The organism is Nonomuraea sp. NPDC049684 (assembly GCF_044465345.1).
In the GTDB taxonomy this organism is placed as follows: domain Bacteria; phylum Actinomycetota; class Actinomycetes; order Streptosporangiales; family Streptosporangiaceae; genus Nonomuraea.
Map to the genome: position 1 here is coordinate 302,058 of NZ_JBITLO010000006.1, position 15,129 is coordinate 317,186.

The 15,129-nt window shown below is 73.9% G+C and carries 17 protein-coding genes; 4 read left to right on the forward strand and 13 right to left on the reverse strand.

The genetic code is table 11. The annotated features are described in order from the left end of the window. Nucleotides 1–86: 86 nt before the first annotated feature. Nucleotides 87–518, reverse strand: coding sequence for an ATP-binding protein (locus tag ACIBST_RS21760; RefSeq protein WP_397173975.1), 432 nt, complete (start codon nt 516–518; stop codon nt 87–89). A 92-nt stretch (nt 519–610) separates the two neighbouring features. Continuing rightward, nucleotides 611–1,159: a TetR/AcrR family transcriptional regulator gene (locus tag ACIBST_RS21765; RefSeq protein WP_397173977.1), complete on the reverse strand. Its 549-nt coding sequence runs from the start codon at nt 1,157–1,159 to the stop codon at nt 611–613. A 100-nt stretch (nt 1,160–1,259) separates the two neighbouring features. Here ACIBST_RS21765 and ACIBST_RS21770 point away from each other — a divergent pair, with 100 nt between their 5' ends. Continuing rightward, nucleotides 1,260–2,834, forward strand: a complete 1,575-nt coding sequence (locus ACIBST_RS21770; protein ID WP_397173979.1) for an MDR family MFS transporter — start codon at nt 1,260–1,262, stop codon at nt 2,832–2,834. On the opposite strand, the gene ACIBST_RS21775 is transcribed toward ACIBST_RS21770, so the two are convergent. Next, nucleotides 2,815–3,153 (reverse strand): STAS domain-containing protein, encoded by a 339-nt coding sequence (locus ACIBST_RS21775; RefSeq protein WP_397173981.1) that lies wholly within the window; start codon nt 3,151–3,153, stop codon nt 2,815–2,817. The two genes, ACIBST_RS21770 and ACIBST_RS21775, sit on opposite strands and share 20 nt — an antisense overlap. A gap of 52 nt (nt 3,154–3,205) precedes the next feature. Here ACIBST_RS21775 and ACIBST_RS21780 point away from each other — a divergent pair, with 52 nt between their 5' ends. Continuing rightward, a complete protein-coding gene (locus tag ACIBST_RS21780) occupies nt 3,206–4,135 on the forward strand; it encodes a GNAT family N-acetyltransferase (protein ID WP_397173983.1) in 930 nt (309 codons plus the stop codon). A gap of 23 nt (nt 4,136–4,158) precedes the next feature. On the opposite strand, the gene ACIBST_RS21785 is transcribed toward ACIBST_RS21780, so the two are convergent. The 5 genes from ACIBST_RS21785 to ACIBST_RS21805 are packed head-to-tail and all read right to left on the reverse strand — an operon-like array spanning nt 4,159 to nt 9,485. After that, complete coding sequence (locus tag ACIBST_RS21785; protein WP_397173985.1) at nt 4,159–5,442, reverse strand: AAA family ATPase; 1,284 nt, start codon at nt 5,440–5,442, stop codon at nt 4,159–4,161. Continuing rightward, nucleotides 5,433–6,860, reverse strand: a complete 1,428-nt coding sequence (locus ACIBST_RS21790) for a hypothetical protein (RefSeq protein ID WP_397173986.1) — start codon at nt 6,858–6,860, stop codon at nt 5,433–5,435. Before ACIBST_RS21790 ends, ACIBST_RS21785 begins: the two co-directional genes overlap by 10 nt. Beyond that, nucleotides 6,857–7,987 carry a hypothetical protein gene (locus tag ACIBST_RS21795; protein WP_397173988.1) on the reverse strand — a complete coding sequence of 377 codons (1,131 nt, stop codon included), beginning with the start codon at nt 7,985–7,987 and terminating at the stop codon, nt 6,857–6,859. Before ACIBST_RS21795 ends, ACIBST_RS21790 begins: the two co-directional genes overlap by 4 nt. Then, nucleotides 7,984–8,754, reverse strand: a complete 771-nt coding sequence (locus ACIBST_RS21800) for a hypothetical protein (protein ID WP_397173990.1) — start codon at nt 8,752–8,754, stop codon at nt 7,984–7,986. The genes ACIBST_RS21795 and ACIBST_RS21800 overlap by 4 nt, the downstream gene beginning before the upstream one ends. Before the next feature lie 50 nt (nt 8,755–8,804). Then, nucleotides 8,805–9,485 (reverse strand): class I SAM-dependent methyltransferase, encoded by a 681-nt coding sequence (locus ACIBST_RS21805; RefSeq protein ID WP_397173992.1) that lies wholly within the window; start codon nt 9,483–9,485, stop codon nt 8,805–8,807. 55 nt (nt 9,486–9,540) lie between these two features. Here ACIBST_RS21805 and ACIBST_RS21810 point away from each other — a divergent pair, with 55 nt between their 5' ends. Beyond that, nucleotides 9,541–9,960 carry a hypothetical protein gene (locus ACIBST_RS21810; protein ID WP_397173994.1) on the forward strand — a complete coding sequence of 140 codons (420 nt, stop codon included), beginning with the start codon at nt 9,541–9,543 and terminating at the stop codon, nt 9,958–9,960. Further along, a complete protein-coding gene (locus ACIBST_RS21815; RefSeq protein ID WP_397173995.1) occupies nt 9,957–10,532 on the forward strand; it encodes a TetR/AcrR family transcriptional regulator in 576 nt (191 codons plus the stop codon). Before ACIBST_RS21810 ends, ACIBST_RS21815 begins: the two co-directional genes overlap by 4 nt. Before the next feature lie 66 nt (nt 10,533–10,598). Here the strand turns inward: ACIBST_RS21815 and ACIBST_RS21820 are convergent, their stop codons facing one another. The 5 genes from ACIBST_RS21820 to ACIBST_RS21840 all read right to left on the reverse strand — a co-directional run bounded on the left by ACIBST_RS21820 (nt 10,599) and on the right by ACIBST_RS21840 (nt 14,955). Next, nucleotides 10,599–11,675: a phosphotransferase family protein gene (locus ACIBST_RS21820; protein ID WP_397173997.1), complete on the reverse strand. Its 1,077-nt coding sequence runs from the start codon at nt 11,673–11,675 to the stop codon at nt 10,599–10,601. After that, nucleotides 11,672–12,862 (reverse strand): acyl-CoA dehydrogenase family protein, encoded by a 1,191-nt coding sequence (locus ACIBST_RS21825; protein ID WP_397173999.1) that lies wholly within the window; start codon nt 12,860–12,862, stop codon nt 11,672–11,674. Before ACIBST_RS21825 ends, ACIBST_RS21820 begins: the two co-directional genes overlap by 4 nt. 9 nt (nt 12,863–12,871) lie before the next feature. After that, a complete protein-coding gene (locus ACIBST_RS21830; RefSeq protein WP_397174001.1) occupies nt 12,872–13,663 on the reverse strand; it encodes a hypothetical protein in 792 nt (263 codons plus the stop codon). A gap of 2 nt (nt 13,664–13,665) precedes the next feature. Then, complete coding sequence (locus ACIBST_RS21835; RefSeq protein ID WP_397174002.1) at nt 13,666–14,559, reverse strand: hypothetical protein; 894 nt, start codon at nt 14,557–14,559, stop codon at nt 13,666–13,668. Between the two features lie 210 nt (nt 14,560–14,769). Further along, nucleotides 14,770–14,955 (reverse strand): hypothetical protein, encoded by a 186-nt coding sequence (locus ACIBST_RS21840; protein WP_397174004.1) that lies wholly within the window; start codon nt 14,953–14,955, stop codon nt 14,770–14,772. Nucleotides 14,956–15,129: the final 174 nt, after the last annotated feature.

A 15,129-nucleotide genomic window follows, 5' to 3' on the forward strand; every position in this document is an offset into this window, starting at 1 on the left:
TCCCCCTCCCTCTTTCTCGTGGTCCGCCCGTCGGGCGCCGGGCCGCCCCCCCCCCCCCCCCCCCCCCCCCGGCCCCGGTGTGCGGGTCACCTGGCGATGAGATGCTGTCCCGCCGCCCCGGGGGTGAAGCGCAGCTTCTTCTCCAGGCAGACCATCGCCCCGTTCTCGCGCACGTTGGTGAAGCGGATGTCGTCGGCGAGCGCGCGCATGATCTGCAGTCCGCGGCCGTGCTCGGCCCCCGGGCCGGGTTCGATCACCTTGTTCGGATCGAAACCGCCCCCCGTGTCGACGACCTTGATGATGCACAGGTCGTCGTGCACGCAGGCGCTGACGGTGTAGTCGTCGCTGGGCGTCGCGTGCTTGACCACGTTCGCGCACGCCTCGGTCAGCATCAGCTCGATGTCGTCGCGAATCTGGGCCTCGACGCCGAGCGACCGCAGCGTGCCGTCCAGCATCTGCCTGATCAGCGGGACGCTCGCCGCATCCCTGGGCAGTCGGAGCGCTATCGTCGCCTCCACTGCGTCTCCTCCCGTCTGGATGCGTGCGAGCCTTCTGCCCCGGATCCCGCGTGCCAATCGTCCGCGCCGCCGTCGAAGTGCCACAGGGGTCGCTACTGCTCCACGAGCCGCAGCGCCACCTCCATGCACGCCTTGTCGATCTCCTCCTCGGTCAGCCCCTCGCCGGCCATCGACAGCCACTTGCCGGCGTGCAGCGCGAACAGCGCCAGCGAGCGGCTGATGCGCTCGGTGGGCGTGGCGCCGGGGTCGCTCATCTCGGCGGTGAGCTCCATCATCGTGTCGCGCATCTTGGCGAGCTGGGGGTGGTTGCGCATCGCCGTCTGGTTGCTCTCCAGGAAGCGGGCGACGGCCAGGTAGCGGGGCTGGCGCAGCCGTTCGGCGTAGCGCTCCAGCAGCTCGCGGCGGGTCTCGGGCGTCTTCGGCGCGCTCCTGGCCCACTCCAGCAGCTCCCGCAGCTCGGCGACCCGGAGGTCGACCAGGCTGCCGATGATGTCCTCCTTGGTCTTGAAGTGGTAGTACAGCGCGGCCTTGGTCACGCCCAGCTCTTCGGCGATCTCGCGCAGCGAGGTCGCCTCGTACCCCTGCTCCGTGAAGAGTTTCAGCGCGATCTCCTGGATCCGCGCCCGCGTGTCTTCCCGCACTTTGCACCTTGATTTCGACTTGACGGTCGGCAAGTAAGTATCTAGCTTATTCTAAGCTTGCCGGTCGGCAAGTAAGCAAGATCACAACTGGGGGTGTGCAGTGGCGGAGGCAGTCGGACGGCGCCGCGAGGTCATGGTCGTCCTGCCGGGCCTGATGCTGGCCATGGTGCTGGCCATGCTGGACAACATGATCGTGGGCACGGCCATGCCGCGCATCGTGGGCGAGTTAGGGGGCCTGACCCATCTGTCGTGGGTGGTGACCGCCTACGTCCTGGGCACGACCGTCTCGACGCCGATCTGGGGCAAGATCGGCGACCTGTACGGCCGCAAGACCATCTTCATCACCTCGGTCGTCATCTTCATGATCGGCTCCGCGCTGTGCGGCATGGCCGGCTCCTCCATGCTCGGCGGCCCCTCCGACGGCATGACCGAGCTGATCGCCTTCCGCGCGATCCAGGGCCTCGGCGCCGGCGGCCTCATGGTCAACGTCATGGCCATCATCGGCGACCTGGTGCCGCCCCGCGAGCGCGGCCAGTACCAGGGCATCATGGCCGGCGTCATGTCGCTGGCGATGATCGCCGGCCCGCTCGTCGGAGGCTTCATCACCGACCACCTCGACTGGCGCTGGGCCTTCTACGTGAACCTGCCGGTCGGCGCGGTCGCGCTGGTCCTGCTCGTGCTCAACCTGCACCTGCCGCGCACGCACAACAAGGTGCGCATCGACTGGGCCGGAGCGGTCCTGCTGTCGGTCAGCATCACCGCGATGGTGCTCATCACCACCTGGGGCGGCAACGAGTACACCTGGGGCTCCTGGCAGATCCTCACCCTGATCGCGGTCGCCGTGGTCTTCCTGGCCGGCTTCATCGTGGTCGAGCGCCGCGTGGCCGAGCCCATCATGCCGCTGCAGCTGTTCCGCAACCGCAACTTCACCCTGATCTCGGGCATCGGCTTCCTGCTCGGCTTCGCCATGTTCGGCGCGATCAACTTCCTGCCGCTGTTCCAGCAGACCGTGCAGGGCGCCACGGCCACCAACTCCGGCCTGCTGCTGCTGCCCATGATGGCCGCGGCCATGGTCGTGTCGCTGTTCGTCGGCAAGGCCATCACCAGCACCGGCAAGTACAAGATCTACCCGATCATCGGCGGCGTCGGCATGGCCGCGGGCATGTGGCTGCTGTCCACGATGGGCGTCGACACGGCCTCCTGGCAGACCGGCCTCTACATCGCCGTGCTCGGCCTCGGCATGGGCTTCCTCATGCAGACCACCATGCTCATCGCGCAGAACAGCGTCGAGCAGAAGGACCTCGGCGTCTCCAGCAGCGCCACCACGTTCTTCCGGTCGATCGGCGGCTCGTTCGGCGTCTCGCTGTTCGGCGCGATCTTCAACAACCACTACCTGTCGGAGCTGACCGGCCGCTTCGGCGCCCAGGCGGCCGAGCGCATGACCTCGGGCGGCGGCGCCAGGATGGACCCCAAGCAGCTCGAACAGCTCGCCCCGCAGATGCGCACCGGGATCCTGGAGTCGCTGGCGACCTCCATCTCCGGCGTGTTCTGGTGGGCCATCGCCTTCGCCGTCGTGGTGCCGCTGCTGGCGGCCTTCATCAAGGAGATCCCGCTGCGCGGCGGCGCTCCCGCCGAGGCGGCCCCGCAGGAGGCGGTCAGCCCGGCGGCAGGCTGAACAGCCGGTCGATCGCCGTCAGCAGGAACAGGCTGCGCAGGTAGGGCGTCAGCGCCACCACCCGTACGGTGGCGCCGGCGTCCGCGGCGCGCAGGTGGAGGCGGACGAGCCCGGCCAGGCCGGAGGAGTCGACGAAGGTCAGCCGGGACAGGTCGACGTCGATCGCCGTGCAACCGGCGGCGATGGGGAAGTCGCCCAGCCGGCTGACGGACTCGTAGTCGAGGTCGCCGGACAGGGCGAGCGCTACGGTCGTCGCGTCGGGCGTGGCGACCTCGATGTGCAGCGGCTTCCTGTCGACCACCCGGCCCAGCCTAGCCACCCCGGGAAAAATGGGAGGCGCCGGGGTGGGTGAAGTGTGCACAATCCTCCCCATGCACATCTTGAGCCGCCCCCGGGTCGACGACGCCGCGGCCATCCACGAGCTGGTCGCCGCCTACGACACCGAGGTCATCGGGTCGCCCGACATGACGCTCGACGACATCGCCGACGAGCTGGCCGAGCCGGGCTTCGACCTCGACAGGGACGGCTGGCTGGCCCGCGACGAGACGGGCCGCCTGACCGGCTGGGCCTGGGCCTGCCGGGTGGGCGACAGCGACCTGGTCAACATCGAGGTCGTCACCCGCCCCGGCCTGGACGACCTGCGGCAGGAGCTGTGGCGCACGGTCACCGCCCGCGCCCGCGAGCTCGGCGCCGAGCGCGGCCACGACGGCGTCACCCTCGACATCGGCATCTACCGCGCCGACCAGGACAAGCAGTCCTACGCCAAGGAGCAGGGCTTCGAGCCCGGCACCAGCTTCCACCGCATGCGCGCCGACCACGCGGCCCCGGTCGAGGCGCCCGCCCCGCCGCCCGGCCTCACCCTGCACACCGGCGAGGACGAGCAGACCCGTCGCGCCGCGCACCAGGTGCACCAGATCGGCTTCGCCGAGCACTTCGGCTTCGTCCCGGTCGACTACGACCACTGGTACGAGCGCCGCCAGGCGATGAGCGTCACCGACTGGAGCCAGCTCACCCTGGCCAGGATCGACGGGGAGCCCGCCGGCGTGCTGATCGGCAGCAACCAGTTCGTCCCCGACGAAGACTGCGGCTACGTCGCCACGCTCGCCGTGCACCCGGGCTTCCGCGGCCGCGGCCTGGGCCGCTTCCTGCTCCGGTACGCCTTCGCCGCCGACGCCGCCAGAGGCCGCAAGGGCACGATCCTGCACGTGGACAGCAACAACACCACCCCCGCGCTGGGCCTGTACGAGTCGGCGGGCATGCGCCGCGTGCTGGCCATCGACGTCTGGCGGCGCCGCGTGTGACGGCGTCCCGCCACCGGCTCCCTTCAGACCCGGTGGCGGGCCAGGTGCTCCAGCACCGACTGGTTGGCCTCCCAGCCGTCGGGGAACTTCACCGGCACCCCGAGCTGCACCGGCTCGGCCGACGGGTGGGCGTCCAGCAGCTCGGCGATGCCCGCCCGCGCCACCATCACGCAGGCGTGCCGATGACGTGAGGCCAGCACGCACAGCCGCCCCGACTCCAGGTGGAAGGCGGTGGCGTCGCGGCGGCCCGACAGCGGGTGCAGCACGATCGTCACGTCGTACTCGCGGCCCTGGAGGCGGTTGGCGGTGTCCACGGTGATCTCCGGCGGCAGCCCGGCGGCCCTGATCGCGGCCACCTGGTCGCGGTGGGCCGCCCCGACCGCGATCCGGTCGGCGGTCACCGGCCGCTCGCCCTGCTCGGAGGCGGCCACCGCGCCGCGCTGCAGCAGCCGCGCCGCCAGCAGCGCCACGGCCTGCACGGCCTCGCCGTTGGTGCGCACGGTGTGCCGCTCGGGCAGCTCCAGCAGCGCCCACCCCGACCGGGCGGCCTCCTCCAGCGCGCGGTCGTGCACGGTGCCCATGCCGCCCGCGGTCAGTTCGAGCCGCCGGTCGCCCGCCGAGGTGCCCGACCGGAACCCGGTGAACGGGTAGAACGCCTTCGACACCACCGGCGCGGCCGAGGCGGGCAGCCGCCAGGACACCGGCAGCCGGTGGACCGGCAGCTCCGGGTTGTGCCGCAGCAGCACCGCCACCGCGCTCTGCAACGGGTCCCACGACAACCCCGACCAGCGGTCGCCGTCGACGATCGAGAACGGGTCGAGCTGCCCGGGGTCGCCGACGAACAGCGCCCGCTCGAACAGCCCCGCGATGCGCAGCAGCTTGTCCGAGCGCATCTGGTACGCCTCGTCCACGATCGCCCACGGCCACACCCGGCCGGAGATCCACGCCCACTTGTCGGCCGTGGCGATGACGATGTCGGGGTCGCCGAGGTCCTGGATCCTGGTGCCGATCGTGACGCCGGCCAGCTCCAGCATGCGCGGGTGGGGGACGTACCCGCCGGCCGACAGCCGCCCGACCTTCAGGTGCGGGTGCTTGTCGGAGATGCGGGCCACCAGGTCGTCGACCTGCTCGTTCGTCTGGGCGACGATCATCAGCGGCTCGCCGGTGGCGGCGATGTGCGCGGCCGCGCGCACGACCAGCGTGGACTTGCCCGCGCCCGGCGGGGAGTCCACCACGACGCCGCGGTTCCTGGGCAGGTCGGCCAGGACGTTCGCGATCACCTGCTCCGGGCTCTCGCTCACGACCATTCCTCCTGGGCGTCCTCGTCGTCGGGGATGTACTCCTGCGGCGGCCCGCCGTGCGTCCACGGCGTGGCCTCGGCCTCGGGCAGCGCCGGCGAGCCCTGGAAGTCGTCGGTCAGCGAGGTGTAGCAGACCCGCTCGCCGATCTCCGGCACCGCGCCGGGGGCGGGCGTCTTCCCCCGGCCCATGCCCTTGGTGATCTTCAGGGTGATCAGCCCGCCGTGCGCCTCCACCAGCTCGGCGCCCTGGCCGCGGCGCTGCGGGGTGCCGAGCGAGGCGCCGGGCGGCAGGCGTACCGGGTCGTCGGTCTTGAGCACCACCAGCGGACGCAGCTTGCGCGAGCGGCCCTCGCCCTCGACATTGTCGGGGACGGTCTCGACCACCTCGCCGGCGAACGCCTCGCCGGTCAGCCGGTACTCGGCCATCACCAGCGGGTCGTCGTAGGCGCGCTGCACGTCGTAGGCGGCCTGGGCACGTTCCATGCGGGCCAGCTTGGCCGCGGCGGCCACCGCGCCGTCGCGCCTGGCCTGCGGCGGCGCGCCCTCGGCGATGTGGGCGGCCATGGCGCTGAACGAGCCGCGGTCCTGCTCCCAGCGCTGGGCCACGCTCGCGCCCGGCTCCAGCCCGGCCAGCAGGTCGAGCGCCTGCCACATCAGCCGCCAGGTGGGTTCGAGCTGGGTGCGCAGCGCCTCGGCGACCCGCTCGGGCGACTCGCTGTCGATGGCCGGCGCGAGCACCTCGGCGTCGAAGCCCGGATCGGTCGCGGGCCCGGCGGGCGGCCAGATCAGCGGGTCCTCGGCGTCGTCGGAGGGCCCCTGGGTGATCCAGGACAGCAGCGCGGCCAGGTTGGCGTCCTCCAGCGCGCTCTGCCCGCTGGCCCAGTGGCGGCCCAGCTCCTCGGTCGCGGCCAGCGTCAGCGACGAGCCCGGGTAGGCCGCCCGCTCGGCGAAGTACGTCAGCCACCGCCCCAGCAGCGGCACCTCGGGCGGCACCGGGTAGGGCCCGTCGGGCCTGCGGAAGCGCGTGGAGCGGCCGAGCAGCCTGGTGAAGCCGACGCCCGCCAGGTTCGGCAGGACGAGCTGCGGCGCGTCGAGCGACCGCTCGTAGGGGTCGGAGTTCTTGCGCTCGACCGTCTCGGTGTCGGCGGTGAACCCCTCGACGTACGGCAGCAGCACCCCGGCCAGCTCGGCGGCCCAGGCGAAGCGCAGGTCGCGGTTGCGCGGCTGGGTGACGACGAGCAGGCGCGGCCGGTCGCGGTCGGTGCCCAGCATGGCGGCCAGCGGCGCGGCGGCCTCGCCCGACAGCTTGAGCGGGATGAACACCATCGGCCGCGCGCCCACGTGGCAGTGGCGGACCGTGGCGACGGGCTGGGCGATGCCCTCCCGCAGGGCGCGCAGCCGGGCGAGCGAGGTGAGCAGGCTCAACTGAGGCACTCCCTGCGCAGGCGTTCGGCGTTGCGGAGCAGGCCGGCGATCTCCTCCTGGCCGTCGGCCGGGTCGCGCAGGCCGTCGGCCAGGCCCAGCGCCTCGGCCACCGAGGCGACCCCGCCCAGCTCGTCGCGCACCTGGCGGCCGAGCAGGTCGGAGGCGCCCTCCTGGCGGGCCTCGTCCCGGCAGAAGAAGCACAGGTCGCACGCCGACAGGCAGTCGGGGGCGTAGCGGGCGGTGGTCCTGCGCAGCGCGTCGGCCAGCTCGGCCACCGGGCGAGTGGGCCGGCCGTCCTCGCCGGGCCGCAGGTCGAAGCTGAGGTCGTCGGGCAGCGCGGCGAGCAGCCGGTCGAGGCCGGTCATCCGGGTGAGCTGGCGGCGCAGCACGGCGAGCTGCCTGCGCACGTCGACCAGGGTCGCCACCGGCCGGTTGGCGAAGTTCTCGGGGCACACCAGCACCACGTCGTGGGAGACGGTGAGCGGGTCGTGCCCCAGCTCGGCCAGCATCGTGCGCAGCGCCAGCACATAGACGGCGGCCTGGCGGGCGGCGGCGGCCACCGCGGCCGGCTCGGCCTGCCCGTCGACCACCGCGAAAGACTTGATCTCCACCACGTGGAAGCGCCCGCCGAGCTGGAAGGCCACCACGTCGGGTTCGAGGAACGCGGTGTGGCCGGCGATCTCCAGGCTGAGCAGCGGGTGGTCGAACAGCGTGCCGGCGTCCTGGTCGCCGCGCGCCGCCCGGTCGAACAGGGCGCGGGTGTGGGTGTGGCGCAGGTGCGCGCCGACGTTCTCCACGTCGTGGTAGGCCACCTCGGCGACCGGCAGGTGCAGCACCTCGCGCAGCATGCGCAGCAGCTCGGCGCAGCCGTCGGCCTTCACCAGCGCCTCGAACGCGTTCCCGCGGGTGATCGCGAACGGCGACTGGCCGAACGGGGCGGGGAAGCCCAGGTGGCGGGCGGCGGCGTCCTTGTCGACGCCGGCGCCGTCCATGAGGGCCCGGCGGGTGCAGCCGGGGTTGGCGGCCAGGGCCGCGATCGCTCTGGCGTCGTGCGGCTTGGGCGGCGTCGTGCCGCGCAGCGCGTCGAGCCGGTGGGCCGGGCCGTCCTCGCGTCTCAAGCCGCTCACGTCGCTGTCTCCTCCTTGATCGTGCCCAGCGTAGCGGCGCCGAAGAGCCTGGCCACGTCACCGAGCTGGGATGTGGCGCGTCGTGCCAGCTCGGCGCGGTCGCGCGTGTCGCGTTCTGCGTGCACCGCCAGCTCGGCCCTGGCCGCCTCGGCGATCCGCCGGCGGTCGGGCGGCCCGAGGTCGGTGGCCGTGGCGCCGGGCACGTTCCTGGCCATGCGCGCCAGTAAGCGCAGGGCCCGCTCGTCCTCGCTGTCGTGCGAGGCCACCGCGACGGCGCAGGTCAGGAAGTCGACGCGGGGGCTGAGCGGGCCGACCACCCGCCGCTCCAGCGGCCACGTGCTGAGCGTCAGCAGGCCGCGGGCGGGGGAGAGGCGGTCGGTCAGCGCCGCGCACAGGTAGTACGGCCTGCCGTGCGGCGTGGACCGGAACGAGCGCTCCTCGTCGCGGCGCAGGCTGGTGAGCTGGGCGCTGCGGATGGTGCCGGCGAAGAACGCGCCGCTGACCGCCACCACCAGGCGCGGCTGCGCGGCGGCCCCGAGCAGCGCGAGCGCCTGGTGCACCTGCTCGCGCACGGTGACCAGCCGGGGCCCTTCCGCCTTGGCGCGCGGCTGCTCGCCGCTCACCAGGGCGTCCCAGGCGCGCTCGGCGGCGCGCAGCTCGGCACGCAGGACGCGCGCCGTCGCGCCGTCCTTGACGCGCATGGCCCTGCGCACGCCGGCCCGGAGCTCGTCGATCCGCCGCTCCAGCTCGTCCAGCGGGTCACTCATGGCGCGAGGGTATCAACAGTTCCAGTATTTCCCAGTATTTACACCGAAATCTACGATGTAAAGGGCCGGGCCAGGAACCACATGCGGTCCTCGGTGACGAACCGCTCCAGCCGCAGCCCCTCGGCGGCCAGGGCGTCGGCCAGCTCGTCGTCGGTCATGCGGCGCGAGGTGAACGACTGGGTCCAGACCCGGTCGCCGTGCTCGTAGCGCATGGTCGCGGCGAACACGGCGGGGGAGATCTGCTCGACCTGCGCCAGGGTGATCGTGACGTCGCCGTCCTTGCGGCCCGAGCCGGCCCGCCAGCCGTCGTGCCGCTCGGCCGTCATCCACTGGACGAGCACCGCCCCGCCCGGCTTGACGTGCCGCGCGCACGCCGCCAGGAAGGACCGCCTGACCTCCACGTCGACGACGTTGACGAGCTGGGAGGCCAGCGTCACGGTGTCGAAGCGCCGGTCGAGCCGCAGGTCCTGAAGCCGCGCGTGCACGGTCTCGGCCCCGCGCACGTGGGCCAGCATCTCGGCGGACTCGTCCACGGCCACCACCTGCAACCCGGCCTCGACGAGCGCGTGGGTGACCCTGCCGACACCGGCCCCGAGCTCCAGGACGGACCCGCCCGGCGGGGTCTCCCGGATGACGATCTCGGCGTCGCGGCCGGGCCGGAGGAGGGTGTAGAACTCGACCGGGGATCCGTCGGGGGTGATGACGCCTGGGCCTGTGCCGGTGTTCTTCATGCCCAAAAACCTAACCGCCGCGTGAGCCGCGCGTGAGCGGGGGACGATGGCCTCTGTGACCGGTGAGGTACGAGTTCTGATCGGCGTCGGCGTGGGCCTGGCCGCCGTTCCCCCCGTCTACTACCTGACCGAGGCGGGCGCCAGGGCGCTGCGGGCCGGGCAGGCGGCCTTCGCCCCGGCCCCGGCCGGGCCGGGCCTGCTGGCGGCGGCGGCCCTGATCGTCGCGCTGCTGGCCGCCTGGCCCGCCGCGGCGCTGGCCTGCGGGCTGCCGCTGGCGGTGGCGGGCGTGCTGTTCGCCCTCGACCTGCGGGCCGCGATCGGCCTGGCAGCCGCGCTGCCCGGCCTGTGGGAGCCGCCGTGGGCCGAGCCCCCCGGCACCCTCGCCGGGGCGACCGGCCTGTACGCCTACACCGGCGCGTTACTGGTCTTCTCGGCGCTGCTGCCGCGTCGTCTGCGATCTATCCTGAGCAGATGAGCAGACGGGACCCCGACCGGCGCAGGGCGCTGCTCGACGCCGCCGACCGGGCCATCCTGGCCGAGGGTCCCGAGGTGTCGATGGCGGCCATCGCCGCCGAGGCCGGCATCACCAAACCCGTCCTCTACCGCCACTTCGGCGACAAGAGCGGCCTGTACCAGGCGCTGGCCGACCGCCACGTGCGCACGGTCATCGCCCAGCTCCGCCCGCAGTTCGCCGGGCCCGGCACCGACCTGCGGGCCCGCGCCCGCGCCGCCATCGGCGTCTATCTCGACCTGATCTCGGCCAACCTCGACCTCTACCGCTTCCTGTTCCACCGGGCCAGCGCCGAGGACACCCGCATCCGCTCCCACATGACCTCGCTCGTGCGCGGCCTGGGCGAGGAGCTCGGCCGGGTGCTGGCCGACGAGCGGGTGGTGGCCGACCCGGTGCGGGCACAGGTGCTCGGCCACGCGTTCGTCGGCATGGTGCAGACGACGGGCGACTGGTGGCTGGAGCATCCGGAGGTCGACCGCTCGCAGGTGGTGGAGGGGCTGGTCGACGTGATCGCGGCGGCCGTCGCCGTGGGCTGAGGCCCGTCGGCCTGACGGACGGGCGGCCTGACGGACGGGCGGCCTGACGGACGGGCGGCGGCCCGGTCAGGTCAGCAGGCCGAGCAGGTCCCACTCGTTCTGGCAGGCACGGCGGCCGAGGGCGGCCAGCTCCACCGAGGAGGCGCCGCCGCGCAGGTGCCGCATGGTCTGCATGACGCAGATGATCCCCCATTTCAGCACCCCGAACGTCTCCCACCAGCGCAGCGCGTCCAGGTCGACGGGCCGGCCGCCGGCCTCCTCGTAGGCGGCGGCCAGCTCGGCGTAGCCGCCGAACCCCCCCACGGGCAGCGGCGAGCCGAACCGCCACGCCTTGACGCACAGCCAGCCCAGGTCCTCCAGCGGGTCGCCGGCGTGGGCCAGCTCCCAGTCGAGCACGGCCCGGACGCCCTCCGGGCCGACGATCAGGTTGCCGTTGCGGAAGTCGCCGTGCACGACACACGCCGGGACGGCGGGCGGCCGGTCGGCTTCCAGCCTGCGCAGGGCCAGCTCGAACACCGGGTGCGGCTCGCCGGTCAGGTCCAGCACGTCACGCCAGCGGCGCAGCGGGTCAGCGGGCACGCTCTGCGGCGCGGTCTCTGAGGAGGTCGCGGGCTCGGTCGCGGGCTCGGGCGCGGGGTCGGGCGCGGTCTCGGGCGCGGTCTCGGGCGCGCGCTCGGGCTCGGGCTCGGGCTCGGGCAGGCATGACAGCGGCATGCGATGGATCGCCGCCAGCGCCCGCCCGCACTGGGCGGCCAGCCTCGGCCGGGCCTCCCGGTACGCCTCGTCCCGCAGGATCCGGCGCGGGATGGTCTCGCCGGGGATCCGGCTCATCAGCACGTACGACCCGGCGGGCGGCTGGGCGGGCGGCTGGGCGGGCGGGCCGGCGGCGACGACGTGCGGGACGGGCACTCCGGCGGCGGACGCCGCCCGCATCAGCCGCGCCTCTTCGGCCAGTCCCGTACCCGCCTCCAGGGCGGCCCCCGGCCCGTCGAGCCGGAGCACCAGCTCGTGCCGGTCGCCGCCGGGGACGACCACGTCCAGGGCCCAGGTCTCCCTGGAGGCCCCGCCGGGCAGCCTGACCGCGTACGGGACGGCCGCGTCGGGGCCGTACACCTCGCGGACGATCGTCTCGACGCGGTTCATCGCGGGCCGAACTCCCAGGCCCCGCCGGCCGCGTACGCGCCCAGGAGGCGGCGGCCGACCGCGTCGATGTGCACCTCGTCGGGGCCGTCGTAGACGCGCGCGGCGCGGGCGTGCCGGTACATGCGGTCCAGCGGCGTGTCGGGGGTCAGGCCGGCCGCGCCGTACACCTGGACGGCCCGGTCGATGACGTTGTGCAGCATGCGCGCCCCCACCACCTTGATCGCGCCGATCTCGACGCGGGCCTGCGAGCCGGCGTCCACGGCCTCGGCGGCCTGGAGCGTGAGCAGGCGGGCGGCCTGGATCTCGGTGTAGGAGTCGAACACGTGCTGCCGCATGAGCTGCTTGGCCGCCAGCGGCTCGCCGAAGGCGGTGCGCGCGTGCAGCCGCCGGCACATCAGGTCGAAGGCCCGCTGCGCCTGCCCGAGCCAGCGCATGCAGTGGAAGATCCGGCCGGGCCCGAGACGCCGCTGGGCGATGACGAAGCCGTGCCCGCGCTCGCCCAGCAGGTTCGCGGCCGGCACCCGCACGTCGTCGTAGCGCACCTCGCAGTGCGCGCCGCCGAGACCGAGCACCGGCGTCTCGCGCACGATCGTGTAGCCGGGCGTGTCCGTCGGCACGAGGATCATGGAGAAGGCCCGGTGGGGCGGCGCGTCCGGCTCGGTCCGGCACATCACGGTCGTGTACGCCGCCGCCGACGCGCCCGTGGTGAACCACTTGTGCCCGTTGATCACCCATTCGTCGCCGTCGAGCACGGCGGAGGTGGTGAGCTGGGTGGGGTCGCTGCTGGAGACCTCCGGCTCGGTCATCGCGAAGCTGGGCGAGATGTCGCCGCGCACCAGCGGCTCCAGGTAGCGCTCGCGCTGCTCGGGGGAGGCGTGCTCGTGCAGCATCAGCGAGTCCTGGAGCGTGAACGTGCCGAGGGCGAGCTGCCCGTACTCGCTGCGGCCCTGGACCTCGTTGACGTAGACGTAGTCGAGGAACGGCAGGCCGCCGCCGCCCAGCTCGCGCGGGTGGCCGAGGGCCCACAGGCCCTCCTTCCTGGCCTCGTCCCGCAGCCCGGCCATGGTGGCGGCGGCCCGCGGCCCGCCCTCGTGCAGCACCTCCTCGGCCGGTTCGACGCGCTCGGTCATGAACGCGCGCACGGCGTCGCGGATCGGCCGGACGTGCTCGGGTACGGCGAAGCTCATGGGGTGATCTCAACCGAAATCCGTTGCGCGGTCAACGGTCGGCGCGCCCGCGCAGCAGCAGCGGTCGAAGTCGAACCGCTCGGCGCAGGCCCGCTCCCACAGGCGGGCGGTCTCGCCGCCGGCGCGCGGGAAGACCAGCCGCGCGATCACCAGCGCGACCACCGCCCGCGCCCCGGCCAGGTAGAGCGCCGAGGCCGCGCTCTGGACGTGCGCGCCGGAGACGAACAGGTCGTCCACCAGCAGCACCCGCGCGCCGTCGACGCGGCCCAGCACCTGGAAGGCCCGCTCGTCCGAACGCCGCCGCGCGAGATTCTCGGCCGCCTGCGCCGACCCCGCCATCAGCACGGGACGGTGCAGCCCCCGCAGGTCGCCCACCATGTCGACGATCCGCGGCATCGGGCCGAAGACCTCGACGGGCCGGTCGAGCCGGGTGCCGGGCAACGTGGTCACCATCGTGAAGGGGCCGCCGGCCAGCCGGGTCAGGCAGGCGGAGTGGGCCCCGTGGAAGCGCGCCACGGTGGCGGCCAGGAAGGGCACCCGCCGCACGCTGCCCGGCGGGTCCCTGCGGCGAGTGACGATCGCGTGCAACTGGGCGCCGTCGCCGTCGCGCACGCACAGCGAGACGGGCACGACGTGCTCGGTGTGGCGGTACAGGCCCTGGGTGGTGACCCCGCAGGTGACGCAGAGGCCGGACGGCCCGCCGGCGCCGGTGTGGCAGATCCGGCAGACGCCGGGGCCGGCGGCCGGGACGTTGCGGAAGATCTGCAGGTACGCCTCGGTCACCGCGCGGGCGTCGCCCATGGTCAGAAGACGGTCGTCAGCCGGGTCACATCTACAAGATTGACCGCCTGGCGCGCCAGGTCGTCAATGCCCGCTACGACAGTGACTCCTCCCCGGTAGGCCAGGCGGGGCGTCCAGGGCAGGCCGGGCGCGGCGAAGACGTGCTTGCCCTGGGACAGCGCCATCGCCGCCCGCTCGCCGTCGCCCGCGCCACCGGCGTAGAACGCGGCGGCCATCCCGCTGGTCACCAGCCCGGCCACCGCCCGCGTCCGGTCCGTCACAACAGTGCCCGGCCAGAACGCCGACACCACCACAAGGACCCCGCCCCCGCCCGGCCCGCCCCCCAGGGCCTGGGGCTCCGGGGTCACCTGCCGTCCGCCGTCGGGGCCGACCGTCAGGGCGTCGGGCTCCTCGGTCACCGGCCGGCTGTTGTGCGGGGCGACCATGATGGCGCGGCCTCCGGCCGTCATCGCGGCGGCGGCGGTGCGTGGCGCGTCGCAGACGACGGTCAGGCCGGCCGCGGCCAGGGCGCGGGCCGCGGCGCAGGCGCCGGGGGCGTCGCCGGTGACGGCCACCGACCGGTGGTCGCAGCCCCTCAACCGGCCGCGCACCCACAGGAACGGCTGGAGGTTGTAGGCGGCGGCCAGGTTGCCCGGATAGCCGTCGTCGAGGACGGTCACCAGCGCGGCGGGGCAGGAGGCGATGAGCGCCTCGGCCCGGCCGAGGTCGCCCGGCCGCAGCCGCGCGACGACCCGCGCGGCGTGCGCCCTGTCGGGCTCGCCGAGCCCGCCGAGGTCGCCGCGGGCCAGCCGCAGCGCGCTGCCCCGGGCCTCCACGACCCGCGCGGTGTGGTGCCACGGCCCGGCGGTGGCCCTGGTCAGGGCGAGCACCGCGGCCTGCTCCTCGGTCACCGACATACCACCCACCGTCCGGTTGGGACGACCGTACGCGTGCCCACCGACAGAACCGGCCCCCATCGTGCCGCCCGCGCCCGCCCGGACCGCGCAGACCCGCCGCAGGCCCGCCGCGGACCCGCTGTGGACCCGCTGCGGACCCGCCGTGGCACGGGAAAGGGCCCGGCGGCCGCAGTGCATCCGCGGCCGCCGGACCCTTCGGAGGGGACGGGGTCAGGCCGCGTTCTCCTCGGCCTTGCGGGGCAGTACCTCCAGCTCGAACGCGCCCGACCTGACCGCCTCCAGGAAGTGCTGCCAGTCGCGGCGCGGGATCTCCAGGATCACGTCGGGGGAGGAGTCGTGGATGAGTTCCACGTGGTCGTTGATGCGGCAGGCCTTGACGCGTACGTCGTCGTTCATGCTGCGCTCCCTCGGGTTGACTGCGGCTGAGCGGCCCGGGAAGCCGGGGGCCGGGAGCTGCGCCGGGCGACTTTCCCAGCCGTCCGGGCCGTCCGCGTGACCCCGGAGGGCCGGGCCGCTCGGGAAGCGTGCCATCGTCGCGCGGGGACCCGCCACCGCCGGTAGGGGCGGTTC

Excerpts from the sequence above, each read along its gene's own strand:
- ACIBST_RS21780 (WP_397173983.1), top strand. The coding sequence starts at position 3,206 with ATGCACATCTTGAGCCGCCCCCGGGTCGACGACGCCGCGGCCATCCAC.
- ACIBST_RS21785 (WP_397173985.1), bottom strand. The coding sequence starts at position 5,442 with ATGGTCGTGAGCGAGAGCCCGGAGCAGGTGATCGCGAACGTCCTGGCC.
- ACIBST_RS21800 (WP_397173990.1), bottom strand. The coding sequence starts at position 8,754 with ATGAGTGACCCGCTGGACGAGCTGGAGCGGCGGATCGACGAGCTCCGG.
- ACIBST_RS21805 (WP_397173992.1), bottom strand. The coding sequence starts at position 9,485 with ATGAAGAACACCGGCACAGGCCCAGGCGTCATCACCCCCGACGGATCC.
- ACIBST_RS21815 (WP_397173995.1), top strand. The coding sequence starts at position 9,957 with ATGAGCAGACGGGACCCCGACCGGCGCAGGGCGCTGCTCGACGCCGCC.
- ACIBST_RS21820 (WP_397173997.1), bottom strand. The coding sequence starts at position 11,675 with ATGAACCGCGTCGAGACGATCGTCCGCGAGGTGTACGGCCCCGACGCG.
- ACIBST_RS21825 (WP_397173999.1), bottom strand. The coding sequence starts at position 12,862 with ATGAGCTTCGCCGTACCCGAGCACGTCCGGCCGATCCGCGACGCCGTG.
- ACIBST_RS21830 (WP_397174001.1), bottom strand. The coding sequence starts at position 13,663 with ATGGGCGACGCCCGCGCGGTGACCGAGGCGTACCTGCAGATCTTCCGC.
- ACIBST_RS21835 (WP_397174002.1), bottom strand. The coding sequence starts at position 14,559 with ATGTCGGTGACCGAGGAGCAGGCCGCGGTGCTCGCCCTGACCAGGGCC.
- ACIBST_RS21840 (WP_397174004.1), bottom strand. The coding sequence starts at position 14,955 with ATGAACGACGACGTACGCGTCAAGGCCTGCCGCATCAACGACCACGTG.